Raw genomic sequence first — 12,435 nt, 5'->3', positions numbered from 1 at the left:
ACACGAAGGTGCGACATGAAACGCTCAGTCTTTTTCGCTGCGTTCTTGTTAGTAATGGTAGGGGGATTGAGCCCCTCTCACGCTCAGTTGAACAACCAACCTTACCAGCCTTTTGCCGCAAGGGCCGGATTCGGCATGAGCACGGCCTACCGACAAGCACTGCTCAACCAGAAACTGCGCGGACAGCGGCCCGACAACCTGGCTCGGTCGGCGAGTGGCGCGTTACTTGAGATCTCGCGTTTTGGCGGACGTGCCCCCGCGTTCGTCTCGGTCCCGAGTGACGCGTTCTTGCCGGGTGCCGGTCGACAGGGCGGCCTGGGACTGAGCGGCCTCGGTTGGCGGCTGGCATCGTACACCGGGTCGGTCGGGATCGGTTATTCGCGCGGCACCGCACTTCCCGGGGAATGGATCACCATGCTCGATGCGCAACCGGTTGCGGCCAACTGGTCAGGCACGGCCGGCGACGGCATATCCTACTCGGCGATCGATTCGTGGATTGGGCAATTGCCGCATTGATGATCTGCCGGCGGCGCGGCGTTCGGCGGGATGACGCGCCCCGGATCGCGATGCCAGGCGGCTAGTCCTGGGCGTTGACCGCCGACCTGCCCCGACCGCCGCTGGGCGACAGTCCGGCCGAGACCGCGAAAACTGCGAGCGCCACACGCTTTTTCAGCTTCAACCGTCGCATCAGCGAGGCGATGGAGACTTTCACCTCGCTGATCGAAACCTTCAGCGCATCAGCGATGGCCTCGTTCGACAGTCCGGTCGCCAACCAGTTGAGGACCGCCCTGTCGCGCTGTCCCAGCTGGCCCACGATCGAAAGACGATGAGCGTTGCGGCGGACCCGATCGAACTGGGCTTCGCTGATCACCAGGTTGCCGTGCAGCGCGACCTCGATCATTTCGGCCGACAAAGCGTGGCGACGGTCCTGCACCACAAGACCGGACGGAGTTCCGCGTTTGATCAACAGCACATCGGCGAACTGCTCGTCGGTGCAGATCACGACGACCGTATGCCGTTCGTTCAGCGCCGCAAACTCGTTCGGATGGCGTCTCCCCAGGGCGCCCCATTCCTCGCTCCCGATCAACACCGCATCGCCACGGGCGCACCACGCGACGAGCGCCGGGTCGATCTTGGGGTCCACGACCCCGAGAAGGTGAAACCGATATGGGGCGGCAGTGAGCGCGGTGCGAATGTCCCCGACCAGGTCCGGATCCCGCACGGCGATCAGCACCCGGGTCGGCCAGCCTGCGGAACCGGGACGTCCCTCACTCTCCATCATGCTTGTGTCCATGTTCCATCCCGGCAGCGCATAACCACCAACCAACAACAACCTGAACTCACTAAACTGGTTCGCCTCACGCAACTTACAAATACCAAATACGGAACGTTATACTTTTGGATCAAACAATACTCCTTACGGAGTGTTTTCCACTATATTTATCCAAATTCATCCAATCATATACTTTTGAGTACTTATTTTTCTCGCGAAATACCCACTCTGCGTTCTTTATAACTTAATAAAAACCGATAATCTTTACCAATCAAGTTGAAGGCGACTGGGTTTTCGGAACCGGGCGCTTCGATGTTCAAATCAAACATGCGAGGCATGAAATGTCGGCAAAGAAACCCCTGGTGGCTATGTTTCTGGCGACTACGTTGTCGGCCTGCGCAGCCCAGCAAGTATATCCCGATAAAGGCGTACAGCCGGTCATTGGCTTTCCAGTAACAAGCAACAACACGCCGTACTCCAAGTGCCTGGTCAGTCTCTCCAAAACTCCAGCCACCAATCTGCCGGTGTTCGCCGTCGGAGACGTGACGGATAAGACCGGACAGATCGACCGGACGACCAACAGCACGGTCCTGAGCCAGGGCGTGACGGAAATGATGATCAGCGCGTTCGCCAAGACCCAGCGCGCCCATCTGGTCGAGCGATATGATCTACGCATTCCCCTGGCCGAGGCTCGTATGGTGCAGCAGAAGCTGACGACTCTGTCGTTGGAGAATCGCGCACCAGTCCGGGCCAGCAACTTCGTGGTCATGGGTGCGCTGACCGAGCTCAACTACAACATTCTCAGCGAAGGTGCCGGACTCTACGTATCCGGCATTGGAGCCAGCGGACGAACCGTCATCATCAACGTCGGTCTCGATGTCCGCGTGGTCAACTCGCAGACCTTTTCGGTCGCGCACGTCAGTTCTCTGCAAAAGCAAATCTTTGGGTACGAGGTCGAAGCAAACGTCTTTCGTTTCTTCGGCAGTCGGCTCGTCGAGTTTGACGCGGGACGCATTCAGAACGAACCGCTTCAGCTCGGCGTCAGGTCCGTCGTGGAAATGGCTGTCTACGAAATCATGACGGACTTTCTAGGCTTGCCCGCCGTTGAAGGGTGTGGCGTCGAGCAGGTCGAATTTCAACAAGCACACCTCGGGCGCACCAAGGGAGAATGATCATGGAGCGCAGTTACAAAGCCGGACTGTTGGCCGGCGTATCGGCCCTGGCGTTTGGCCTCGCGATCCTGCCGATGCAGGCCGATGCCTTCGAAAGGGTTCAGTGGCGCTGGGATGCCAGGGTCCACACCGACGTCGACTTCGACGCGGACATCGATGTGAACGTCGATCCTTCGGGAATCGTGATGGTCGAGGACCTTCAGATCTCGATCGGCGACATCCGGGCGGTCTCCCGGGTGACCAACATCCAGAACAACCAGCCGAACGCCGATGGCGGGGAAGTTGATCTGGGCCAGGCGACCTTCTCGTTCATCTATGACGGCAACACCAACCTGTTCACCGCCGACAACGGTGGCGAGGTGGAGGTCGTCGCAGGCTCGATCGACGAGAACGGCAATATCGTCAGCGGTGTCGTGGATCTCGGCACGGTGGTGGTTCCGCCGAGCGGGTCGTATGACGCGCTCACCGAGCTGCCATCGGTGGTGTCCGCGGCGACCGCGGTTGCCAACAACACCAGCATCACGTCTGGCGTTTCGACCCAGATCCACGAAGCCCAGGTTGCGGTCGGCTTCGCGGACGGACCGATCGGCGGCGACAGCTTCCTCGGCCTCGGTGGGCTGCAGAAGGCCAACATCTCGGCGCTGTCGGATGTCTCGAACATCCTGAACGCCACCGTCGACAGCTCGGCGACTGCGGTCGCGAACAACCTGACGGTCGAGCTGAACGCGGCGACCCCGGACGACGCAGTGCTCATCATGGACGCCCAGCAGTGGTCGTTCGCCGATGTGCGTGCGGTATCCGACGTCCGTCGGGTCACGCTCAACAACTACACCAACCTTGGCGCCCTGGATCGTCCGATCGTGAGCTCCGTGGCAACAGCGGTTGGCAACAACAAGTCGATCACGGTCAACGTCCCGGGCGTCGGAGGCAACTGACGATCGATTGCTGGAGCGCGGGGAAAGCTTCGGCTTTCCCCGCTATCTCCCTCGCAACCGGCATGCCTGAACTAGGAGAAGACTGATGCGAAACATCATCGTTATGGCCGGGCTTCTGCTGGTCGCCGGCAATGGTGTCGCGGAGGCCCAGCAGATGGGCCACCAGCCCTACAGATCCGATCGGACCCCGTCGCTGGCGGCGCAATTCCAGTTCTCGGAGCGGATGCAGCGTCTTCAGAACGAAGGTAACGAAGGCCTGATCCAGCAGTTCGTGACCACCTACACGTCGAACTCCACCTCGATCGGCAACCTCAACGAGATCACCCAGAACCTGTCCGACGGTTCCACTGGAACGATCTCCTCAAACGGCGACCAGACGAGCCCCGGCAGCCAGACGGCCGGCTCGACGACCCAGACCGACATCAACAACCTGAATCAAACCGCGCAGGCGCGGGCTCTGGTTGAGGCTCTGGAATCGATGGTTCGCCAATGACTTGAAGGCGGCACCGGTCCGCCGGGCGCCGCTTCTTCTTTCCCGTGAATGTCCGATGGTCGGAGGTAAGACGACAATGACGATACGGCTCCTCAATGCATTGCCGATCGCGATCACACTGGCGCTGGCGGTGCAGCCTAGCGGCGGATTGGCCCAAAGCGCTGGAACCACCAGTTCGTCCCGCCCCGATCAAAGCGAGACGCAGGCGGCGGAGATGACCCGCCAGGCAATTCAGCTCCTTGCAACCAAGTCCTCACAGGCGGAGCGCCGCCGGGCGGTCCAGATGCTTGGAGCGGCCGCGGAACTTCGCCAGCCGGACGCCCTCTTCGCCCTCGGCGCGTTGCATGCCCAAGGCAAGATCGTGAAGCACGACGCGAAACGCGCGACTGCGCTGTATCGCGAAGCGGCCCGGCAAGGCCACCTGAAAGCGATGAACGCTCTGGCGCTGCACATGATACGCGGCGACGGAACGGCTCAGGACTTCAAGGGCGCCATCGCGCTGCTCCAACGAGCCAGCGACGCCGGGTTGACCGCCGCGACAACCAATCTTGGACAGCTCTATCTCGCTGGCGTCGGCCACGCGAAGGATCCGGTGACGGGCCTCAGGCTGCTCGAGAAGGCAGCGGCGACCGAAGATCCTGCCGGTGTTCATGAACTGGCCGTTGCTCTGGCTGAGGGCGTGCACACCCGGAAGGACGTCGAGCGCGCGGCAGCGCTGTTCCAGAAGGCGGCGGACGCCGGCTACTCCCGGTCCCAGTACAGCCTTGGCATTCTGAAGGTTCGTGGCGAAGGCGTGCCGCAGGATCCCGTCGATGGCCTGAAATGGATGATGATCGCCGCCAGCACAGCGAACGGCGAAGCGAAAGTCGCGATCCAGAAAGTGCTGAACGAACTTGCCCAGAAGCTGGGCGGCGATGCGGTGGGCACGGCCGGCGAGGCTGCGCAGATCTGGATGGTGCGACGCGGGATGCGCACACCGGCGTTTCGGCAGTAGGGCGCGGAGAACCTCCATGCGCGCCCTCCCCCCTCTCGCTCGAAACCTGGCCGTTGCCCTGATGGCAGCCGGTCTCGCTGGCTGCGGACCCGCCGCTTCGGCAATGGGTCTGGCCAGCCTGTTCGGCGGAAGCGGAGGCGGAGGAGACCGCACTGGTCAGCCTGGCCCCTTCGCCATGAAGCCTACCGCTCAGAACGGCAACTCCCCGGATCCGTCGATCGGCCAGGCCCTTGGGGCCGCCGATGCCAAGGTTCTGGAGCACTGCCGGAAACAATTGCCCGCGTACCCCGCGATCGACCCCGGCCAGTGCGCGTCTCGACCGACCTGTCTGCCCGGGGCCCGGTCACCGCTTCGTCTGCAGATCTGCAACACCAGCCAGGAGCCGCTTCCGGCGCTTGCGACGGGCGCTTGAGGCAAATGGAGGATCACATGAGCCTGGACTGCGACTTCTCCCCGATATTCCCAGAGCGGCGTATCGGCCGGCCCATGGGAGCCGCGAGGCGGCGCGAGATTGCGACGCGCCGTTGGATGCGCAACCTGATCGCGCAGCTCATGGAACATCTCCCCGATCCCACTGTGCTGGCGTCGGCCAGTTTGGATCGCATCTTATGCGCCAATTCGGAGGCCACGGCCTGGCTGCTGCCGGTCGTGACCGGCGGACGCTCCGGCATGGACGACGCCATCCGCTTACACCCAAGCGTCCGCACCCTGTCCCGCGAAGAGCCGGAACTGCTTCCGATCCGCGCCTTTGCGGTAATCGGCGACCAGCCGATCAAATGCCGGATCCAACTGATTCACACCGGAATCCAACGGGAACCCCTCCGCCTGCTCTCCTGGGAGGGATGAGGGGCGACCGGGACGGATGCATGCAGGCGCGTATTCCTGGAGTCAGCCGCGACCACCGGGAGGGCCGTATTCCGGCAGGACGGGGGCCTCTGCGTCCGACAGGAACTCGATGTGGTCGCTGCTTTCGAGAAGCTGAAGCAAGGCGGATCGGGCTCGACTGACCCGGCTCTTGATGGTGCCGACAGCGCAACCGCAGATCTCCGCCGCTTCCTCATAGCTGAGACCGTTCCCGCCGACCAGCATCAGGGCCTCGCGTTGTTCGCTGGGGAGCCGATTGAATCCGCGGTCGACATCGCTGAGCATGACGGACCAGAGCTGACTGGGAGCCTCGCGCGCCCACTGAATATCATCCACCATGACGGCGGGTTCGCGCGAACGCTTGGAGCAGATGGCGTAAAAGCGGTTGCGCTGTATCGTGAACAGCCATGCGCGAAGATTCGTTCCGGGGGTGAACTGCCGGATGTTGGTCAGTGCCCTGGTCAAGGTTTCCTGCACCAGGTCGTCGGCGTCCGCTGGACTCCGTGTCAGAGACCGGGCAAACGCCCGCAGTGACGGTAGCAGTTCGAGTATCTCACGATTGATGGGTGTTAATTTCTCTCCCATGAAGGGCCCCCTTCAATGCCAGACGCCAAGATGATTGACACACTCCCCGTCGGGGAAGTTCCCCCTGAGCCTCGCACCTGCTTCATGGATATCCAAGATATCTTTAGTGATAGTGAGTTACGAGGTTAATCTCCGATCGTCGGGAACGCTGGTCGGTTTATCGCGTTGTCGCTGTACGGATAAGTCCCGTTTCCACACCGGACGACGCACCCGGGCCAAATGCTACGGATCGTTGTCGGAACCGGACGGCAATGGCATTCTCCGCAATCGGTGCCGTGCGTGGCATCCACTGGCCGCCAAGGCCGGGTTCCGGGACCCGCTGGCGTAACTGAAAACACGCCGCAACGGTGGGCACACCTGCATTGTACTTGAGCGTTGCCTCAACGACCGTTCGGCCAAGCGCACACCCGGAGCGGCTCGCTGGGGTCGAGAAGAGAGCGGGGTTCACGGCCGAATGGCGAGAAGCAAGCCAGCGACAGCCAAGGGGCAGAACCCTGAGGCGGAAGACGGCGGATCGGGTTCCGGCTCACCGCCACGCTCCGGAACAGTTGGTGTGGTCGGCATCGGCGCCTCCGCTGGGGGAATTGCCGCGCTGCAGAAACTGCTTCCGGCCATCGATACGGGCTGCGGGATTGCGTTCGTGGTGGTTCAGCACCTGGACCCGCAGCGCGAGAGCATGCTGCCCCAAGTGCTGGAACGCTCAAGCCGCTTGCCCGTCGTACCGGCCGAGAACGGCATGCTGGTCGAGGCCAACCGCGTCTACGTCATTCCGGCCGACAAGACGCTCACCGTCGATGGCGATCGCCTTCGCCTGAGTGCTCCTACGGAGCCTCACGGTCTGCGCGCGCCGATCGACAGCTTCCTGCTCTCGCTGGCGCGTGACAAAGGCGAGCGTGGCGCCTGCGTGATCCTGTCAGGCACCGGCAATGACGGGACCATCGGGCTGCGCGCCGTGAAGGAGCATGGCGGACTGACAATTGTTCAAAGCGACGCTGAGTACGACGGGATGATGCGCAGCGCGGTCCGCTCCGGAATGGTCGACCATGCGCTCTCGGCCGAGGCAATTCCGAAGATGCTGTGCGACCACTTCCAGCATCTCGACGCGGCGCTGCGCTCCGGCAAGCGCATAGAGAACGAGCCGGCCGCACCGGGCCAGTTGTCGGACATCTACGCGTTGCTGCGCAACCGGACGGGCCACGATTTCAGTGGCTATAAGGACAAGACGATCGCTCGGCGGGTGCAGCGGCGGATGCAGGTTCTGCAGATCACCGACATGGGGTCGTTCATACGCCGCCTGCGCAAGGAGCCACTTGAAGTGGACATTCTGCTGCAGGATCTCCTGATCGGCGTGACCGGTTTCTTTCGGGACGCGGAGGCCTTCTCCGCGCTCGGCCGGCACGTCATTCCCCGGCTGTTTGACGGCAAGGGCCCCAATGACACGGTGCGGGTGTGGTCTCCGGGATGCGCCACCGGCGAGGAAGCGTATTCTATTGCCATGTTGCTGCGCGAACACGCGCTGACGCTGTCCGATCCACCGAAACCCCAGATCTTCGCCAGCGACATTGACGAACGCGCGTTGCAGACCGCGCGCGCGGCCCGCTACCCCGCGGCGATGGCACGGGACATTCCGAAGGATCTGCTCGGCCGGCATCTCGTACGGGAGGATGGAACCTACCGGATCGCCGGCGACCTGCGCGAGATCTGCCTGTTCTCGTCGCACAACCTGCTGCGGGACGCGCCTTTTTCGAAACTCGATCTGATCGTCTGCCGCAATCTGCTGATCTACCTCAGCGCCGACCTGCAGAACCGGCTGATCCCGTTGTTTCACTACGCGCTGAACGAGAAGGGGTTTCTGTTCCTGGGTTCGTCGGAGAATGTTACGCGGCACAGTCGGCTCTTTGCGACGATCGACAAGGCGTACCGCATCTTCCAGCGCCGCGAGCCGTCCGAGCGCCGGCTTCCGGAGTTTCCCCTGGCGACCCTCGACAGCAAGCGCCCAACGCCGGCGGCGAGCGCGCGTACGGCGAACCAGCCGGAATCACTGCAATCGTCGGCCGAGCGGCAGATGCTGGAACAATTCGTGCCGGCCTATGTCATCGTGAACGCCGAGGGCGAAGTGCTTCACACATCGGGCCGGACCGGCAAGTACCTGGAACTACCGGCGGGCACCCCGCAGATCAACATCTTCAGCATGGCCCGGCGTGGCCTGGGGTTCGATCTCCGGGCGACCCTTTACAAGGCAATCAACTCGGGCCAGCCCACAGCTCATAGCGGCATCGTCGTTGGCACCGGCGGCGGACGGAATGTGATCGATCTGTTCGTCCAGCCACTTCGCAGCGGCGGCGCCAGCGATCCGGCCTACATGATCGTCTTCCGCGATGCCGGCGCAGTCAGCCCCGATGGCGCCCCGGCGCCGGAGCATCCGGTCGAGGACCGCGAGCACGACGGCATGTGGCAGCTGGAAGCCGAACTGCGCGCAACCAAGGACCGGCTTCAGTCCGTCACGGAGGAGCTGGAATCCTCGAATGAAGAGCTGAAGTCCAGCAACGAGGAGTTGGCCTCGATCAACGAGGAGCTTCAATCCGCCAACGAGGAACTGGAAACCTCCAAGGAGGAGCTGCAGTCGACCAACGAGGAACTGCAGACCGTGAACTCGGAGTTGAGCCTTCGGGTCGACGAGTTGAGCAAAGCCAACAACGACATATCCAACCTCCTGGAGAGCACGCAGATCGCAACCGTGTTCCTGAACCGGGATCTGGCCATCCAGAGTTTCACGCCCGCGGCCAGAGACCTGTTCCATCTCGTCGAAAGCGATGCCGGACGGCGCATCGATCACGTCCGCGCCCGGTTCTCCGCCGACACCGTGCAGGAGGATGCCGGCAAGGTTCTCCGGACCTTGTCGACCATTGAACGGCATGTGGAGAGCATCGACCGCGAGGCGCGCTATGTCATGCGGGTGCTGCCCTACCGAACGATCGACAATGTCATCGGCGGGGTCGTCATCACCTTCACCGACATTACCCGGATCACCCATGCCGAAGCGCAGATCGACCGGTTGACGGTCGACCTGCGCAACCGTCTCGACAGCCTGGAGACTCTGGTTACCCTTCTGCCGGTCGGCGTTCTGTTCACCGAGAATCAGGGCCAGGTACTGGTGAACCGGGCTGGTGCGCGGCTCCTCGGCCAAGGCGACGAGGGCATCGCCCTGCGGCCGGTGGCCTCCGGCTGGAAGCTGTACCAAGACGATCGCGAATTGGCATCGGACCAGATGCCGCTGCAGACCGCGGTGCAATCGGGCGTTGTGACACCGGCCCTCGAAGCTCGACTAGAGCGTGCGGACGGCAGCATCGTCCACGTCCTGATTTCCGCGACGCCGCTGTTCGATCAACACGGCGCCACCCGCGGCGCGATTGCCGCCATCGTCGACATTTCAGCTCGCAAGTCCTCGGAATCGCATAAGGAATTTCTCCTGCATGAGCTGCAGCACCGGGTGAAGAACGTGGTCAGCAACATCGGGGCACTGGCACACCGGATGCTCAAGACCACGAGATCCCTCGAGGATTTCACCCCGGCGTTCCAAGGCCGGCTGAAAGCGATAGCCGGCGTGCACGAACTGCTGTCGGCCGAGCAATGGGTCGGCGCCGATCTGCAGACCCTGGTGCGGACCATTCTGCTCTCGATGGTCGGGGCGCACGAAGGGCGCGTCACTATCGACGGACCGGATATCTCGCTGACCCCAAACACCGCGTCCACCATGGGGATGGTGATATACGAACTGGCGACGAACGCGGTGAAGTACGGCGCCCTGTCCGATCGCGCAGGGCGCATTCGAATCACCTGGCAATGCGACCGTGACGCCGGGCGCCTTCGCCTGAGCTGGATCGAGGAAGACGGCCCGCCGGTCAACCGCCCGCTGTCCGGAGGCTTCGGCGCCGGCTTCATCGGCAGAAGCGTGGAGTACGAGCTCGACGGGAAAGCGGAGTTGGACCCGCGCCCAGCGGGAGTTCGTTGCCATCTGGAGTTTCCGCTCGACGGGAACATCCAGGACGTCGGCGATCGCTGAAAACGGGAGGCATTCGGTGGCATCCAGTGCGGACCGTCTTGTCGGGATGAAGGTGCTGATCGTCGAGGATGACCTGCTGCTGGCCGAGGCCACGGCCGACTCGTTGAACGCCTGGGGCTGCGAGATCGCCGGCATGGCCCCCAATATCGACGTCGGCCTGCGATTGGCACGACAAGCGCAACTGCACGGCGCGTTGCTGGACATCAACCTGCGGGGAGCCCGGTGCTTCCCGATCGCAGAGGTTCTGAGGGAACGGGGTATTCCGTTCATCTTTCTGACGGGCTACGACGATCGTTCGATCATTCCGAGGAAATTCCAGGCGGAGCGGTGCTTGTCCAAACCAGTCGATGCCGCCGAGTTGCTCTCCGGGATGATTGCGCGCTTCCGACAGACGGGCGAATAGGTCCAGCGGCCATCTCGGCGCTGGGTCTGGGTCCTGTTCGAACGAGTGACATCGGCGTTGGAACTAAATACGCTCTCACGACGTTGGGCAGCTATTGTAGGGTGCGCCGTTCAGATCGCCGCCGGGACGAGGTGAATGTTATGGTCGATAGAACGCCGCGTAAGCCTCCGGTTGGCAAACCGGCCGACCAGCGACGGGAGAAACGATTACCGGAATGGACAAGGCAACCGCTTGAGTCCGACGACTTGCTCTCGAAACTACGCGACCTTCACGAATTGTACGCGGCCGAGGATGAAGTTCCTGATCATCTGAAGGAGCTGGCCCGCCGCATCGGTGACGCCTATGAGCGGCTGGACGGTGAGCCTGCCGCCGGCGACGACACGCTGGATGCGCCGCGCAACGGCCGTTCAAAGGAATCCTGACGGCCGTCAGGCAGGCGTGCCGCGTCACGTTCGGCCCAGTGCCCGGTTGATCAGGGTCATGATCACCGTGCGCTCCAGTGGGTCGGAGGCAGCCGTGTGCCGGCCAGCGGTTTCGCCGTTGGTGGTTGTCAGCACGACCACCGGGATCCCGCGATGACTGTCGATCCCGTCGGTGGCGGCGACGCTCGCTTCGATGTTCTGCCGGGAGACAAAGGTGAGGATGAGGTCCGGTTGTTCCAATGCCGCCGCTGCGGCTGCGTCGGAAATGTCGACCGGCCCCACGACTTCGCAGCTGAGGTTGGCCAGCAATTCGTCCAGATCCAGGCCGTCTTCCGGCTGATCGGCGACAATGAGGACCCGGGGATACGCCTGCCGAAACAGCCGGCGCTCAGCGTCTACCAGCCGCCGTGCAACCTCGGCCTGACTCTTGCCGAGTATCCGCGCGGCCTCGGCGACCGACAAGCCCTCGAACCGAATGAGCAGAAGGACGGCGCGGTCCTCGGCCTCGGCGCGGGACAGTTCCGCGAACAGGGGGTTGTCGAGATCGCCAGGGCTCGATGGCGCGACGTCCATCGGGATCCAGTGCCGGTGAACCAGGGACAGCAGCCCGGAGCGGACGGACAGCGACGGCTCCAACGCCGTCTGTCCGGCCAACAATGACGTCAGCACCGTTTCGACCAGCGCTTCACCTTCATACCTTGATCGGGTCAGACTGCGCGCGTAGCGAAGCAATGCCGGCAGTTGTGAGACGATCGACTGTTCTTCCATCGTTGAATCTCCGACAGTGAGATCAGCCAAGAGGGTTAGGTACCGATGGCAGGGGCTTACGGTTTCAACGCTTTGGGGCCTCCTCGGTTCTGCGACTCCGGTTTTTGCGCTCAACAGTTTGCAGTCGTGAGTTCAAGTGTGCGCACATAGGTCGCATTGGTAGATGCCCAAGAAAGTATTTCACTATTTAAAGTTGCCCTGCTTCAGAAGACCTTAGAACTGGAGTTTCCCGTGGCAAGAGAATCAAGCTATCTCAGTGGCTTGCGCGTACTGGTCGTTGAGGACAACTTGATGCTGTCCGAGGTGATCTCGGATGCTCTGGTGTAGCGCGACAATCTGGGTGAGAGGTGCGCGACAATCAGGATGGTGATTTGCCGGTCGCAGCGACGTGATGATCGTCGCGGGTTTGGCGGGGCGCAAGGGGGTTGATTGTCGTGGCGCGACAGTCAGGCCGAGGCTTTGA

12 protein-coding genes are annotated in these 12,435 nt (G+C 62.5%); 9 read left to right on the top strand and 3 right to left on the bottom strand.

Annotation, left to right across the window (positions count from 1 at the left end):
* Nucleotides 1-15 precede the first annotated feature (15 nt).
* The gene (locus RIC54_RS19875; RefSeq protein WP_350084625.1) at nucleotides 16-516 is read left to right on the top strand and encodes a hypothetical protein; all 501 of its coding nucleotides are present in this window, start codon (nucleotides 16-18) and stop codon (nucleotides 514-516) included.
* A 61-nt stretch (nucleotides 517-577) separates the two neighbouring features.
* Here RIC54_RS19875 and RIC54_RS19870 read toward each other — a convergent pair whose 3' ends face one another.
* Entirely contained in the window at nucleotides 578-1,294 is a 717-nt protein-coding gene (locus RIC54_RS19870; protein ID WP_350084624.1) for a response regulator transcription factor, read from the bottom strand.
* A gap of 320 nt (nucleotides 1,295-1,614) precedes the next feature.
* Between RIC54_RS19870 and RIC54_RS19865 the strand changes: the two genes are divergently transcribed.
* The 5 genes from RIC54_RS19865 to RIC54_RS19845 all read left to right on the top strand — a co-directional run bounded on the left by RIC54_RS19865 (nucleotide 1,615) and on the right by RIC54_RS19845 (nucleotide 5,713).
* On the top strand, nucleotides 1,615-2,445 hold the full coding sequence (locus RIC54_RS19865) for a CsgG/HfaB family protein (RefSeq protein ID WP_350084623.1): 831 nt from the start codon (nucleotides 1,615-1,617) through the stop codon (nucleotides 2,443-2,445).
* Between the two features lie 2 nt (nucleotides 2,446-2,447).
* Nucleotides 2,448-3,380, top strand: a complete 933-nt coding sequence (locus RIC54_RS19860) for a hypothetical protein (protein ID WP_350084622.1) — start codon at nucleotides 2,448-2,450, stop codon at nucleotides 3,378-3,380.
* Nucleotides 3,381-3,465: 85 nt separating this feature from the next.
* Entirely contained in the window at nucleotides 3,466-3,873 is a 408-nt protein-coding gene (locus tag RIC54_RS19855) for a hypothetical protein (protein ID WP_350084621.1), read from the top strand.
* A 1-nt stretch (nucleotide 3,874) separates the two neighbouring features.
* A complete protein-coding gene (locus tag RIC54_RS19850; protein WP_350151359.1) occupies nucleotides 3,875-4,867 on the top strand; it encodes a tetratricopeptide repeat protein in 993 nt (330 codons plus the stop codon).
* Nucleotides 4,868-5,296: 429 nt separating this feature from the next.
* Nucleotides 5,297-5,713, top strand: a complete 417-nt coding sequence (locus RIC54_RS19845) for a hypothetical protein (protein WP_350084618.1) — start codon at nucleotides 5,297-5,299, stop codon at nucleotides 5,711-5,713.
* 42 nt (nucleotides 5,714-5,755) lie between these two features.
* Here the strand turns inward: RIC54_RS19845 and RIC54_RS19840 are convergent, their stop codons facing one another.
* Nucleotides 5,756-6,316: a sigma-70 family RNA polymerase sigma factor gene (locus RIC54_RS19840; RefSeq protein WP_350084617.1), complete on the bottom strand. Its 561-nt coding sequence runs from the start codon at nucleotides 6,314-6,316 to the stop codon at nucleotides 5,756-5,758.
* A 454-nt stretch (nucleotides 6,317-6,770) separates the two neighbouring features.
* Here RIC54_RS19840 and RIC54_RS19835 point away from each other — a divergent pair, with 454 nt between their 5' ends.
* From RIC54_RS19835 to RIC54_RS19825, 3 genes are all read left to right on the top strand, one after another.
* Nucleotides 6,771-10,379 (top strand): chemotaxis protein CheB, encoded by a 3,609-nt coding sequence (locus RIC54_RS19835; protein WP_350084616.1) that lies wholly within the window; start codon nucleotides 6,771-6,773, stop codon nucleotides 10,377-10,379.
* Nucleotides 10,380-10,425: 46 nt separating this feature from the next.
* The gene (locus RIC54_RS19830) at nucleotides 10,426-10,782 is read left to right on the top strand and encodes a response regulator (RefSeq protein WP_350084615.1); all 357 of its coding nucleotides are present in this window, start codon (nucleotides 10,426-10,428) and stop codon (nucleotides 10,780-10,782) included.
* Between the two features lie 140 nt (nucleotides 10,783-10,922).
* A complete protein-coding gene (locus RIC54_RS19825) occupies nucleotides 10,923-11,204 on the top strand; it encodes a hypothetical protein (protein ID WP_350084614.1) in 282 nt (93 codons plus the stop codon).
* A 24-nt stretch (nucleotides 11,205-11,228) separates the two neighbouring features.
* Here the strand turns inward: RIC54_RS19825 and RIC54_RS19820 are convergent, their stop codons facing one another.
* The gene (locus tag RIC54_RS19820) at nucleotides 11,229-11,972 is read right to left on the bottom strand and encodes a sigma factor-like helix-turn-helix DNA-binding protein (RefSeq protein ID WP_350084613.1); all 744 of its coding nucleotides are present in this window, start codon (nucleotides 11,970-11,972) and stop codon (nucleotides 11,229-11,231) included.
* Nucleotides 11,973-12,435: the final 463 nt, after the last annotated feature.

Source organism: Thalassobaculum sp., from assembly GCF_040219215.1.
GTDB lineage: Bacteria > Pseudomonadota > Alphaproteobacteria > Thalassobaculales > Thalassobaculaceae > Thalassobaculum_A.
This window is presented reverse-complemented; position numbering and strand designations above follow the sequence as displayed.